Source organism: Parasphingomonas zepuensis, from assembly GCF_036663735.1.
Classification (GTDB): domain Bacteria; phylum Pseudomonadota; class Alphaproteobacteria; order Sphingomonadales; family Sphingomonadaceae; genus Sphingomonas.
Window position 1 is genome coordinate 1 of record NZ_JAXOJO010000079.1, and the last position, 1,078, is coordinate 1,078.

General features: G+C 63.1%; 1 protein-coding gene. It reads left to right on the forward strand.

Going from position 1 to position 1,078, the window contains the following annotated elements; translation table 11 throughout:
* The first annotated feature begins 92 nt into the window (after positions 1-92).
* Positions 93-827, forward strand: a complete 735-nt coding sequence (locus U1769_RS25385; RefSeq protein ID WP_332720927.1) for an acetate--CoA ligase family protein — start codon at positions 93-95, stop codon at positions 825-827.
* The last annotated feature ends 251 nt before the right edge of the window (positions 828-1,078 follow it).

Consider the following 1,078-nt stretch of genomic DNA (forward strand, 5'->3'; position numbering starts at 1 on the left):
CAACGCCTCCCGCTAGCAGCAGAAAACCTTGAATCAGCCGTCGCTCGATACCGCAACCTTATTGAGTACGGAGCCTAAACCCGCATAAGCCGGTGATCTTTGCGGGCCTCGACGACGGCGCCCCGGTGCCGGTTGAGTATATCGACGGCCTTCATGCGGTCGGTATTCCCTATTTCTCTTCGCTGGACCGCGCCTTCCGCGCGCTGCGACACCTCAACAAACTTGCAAACCGCGACTTCGCTCGAGCCGACGCCGCGCCGGTCGCGCTCGACCTGCCTTCCGGCGTCACCCCCGAATATCGCGCCGAGCAGATTCTCACCCCGGTCGGCATCCCCTTCCCTCCGGGCGGCGTCCTGCTCGACATCGCTGACGACGCCGCGCTCACTGCGGCATGGGACAAGTTGCATGGCAACGTCGCCGCCTATGACGCCAGCATCGCACTCGACGGTGCACAGGTCGAAGCGATGGGCAAGCGCGGCACCGAACTCATCATCGGCGCGCGCAATGATCCCGATTGGGGGCCAGTCATCCTCGCCGGGTTCGGCGGCGTGACAGCGGAACTGCTGCACGACGTCCGCCTGCTACCCGTTGACCTCACCCATGACGCTATCGTGGCCGAACTGCGCAGCCTGAAACAGGGCGCCCTGCTCGACGGTTATCGCGGCTCCCCGGCGCTGGATGTCGATGCCGTGGCAAATCTCATTGCATGCCTTGGTCGCGTCCTGTCCGGCACGCCATCGATCCGCGAAATCGATCTTAACCCGGTGGTGGTCTATCTCAGAGGCGCAGGGGTCGTCGCGCTCGACGCGCTGATCCTCGCCGAATGATCCGTGGAACATTCAGACCCTACTCGCTCACAGCGTGTGAATCAGCTTAGCACTACTTTGGCAGAAATGCGATCTCTCTGACGGGAGGACTAGCGCCACAGTGGGGGCAGCAGGTTGGAGGTGGGCGCGAGAGGCGGTCAATGATGGCCTGGCGAACTGCCGACAGGCTGGGTTGAGGCGGTGGCCCGAGGATTCTTTTTTCCGTCCCGCTTGAGCGAGACGGCGGTTTTGCAAGAAGGCGTAGGCCATCA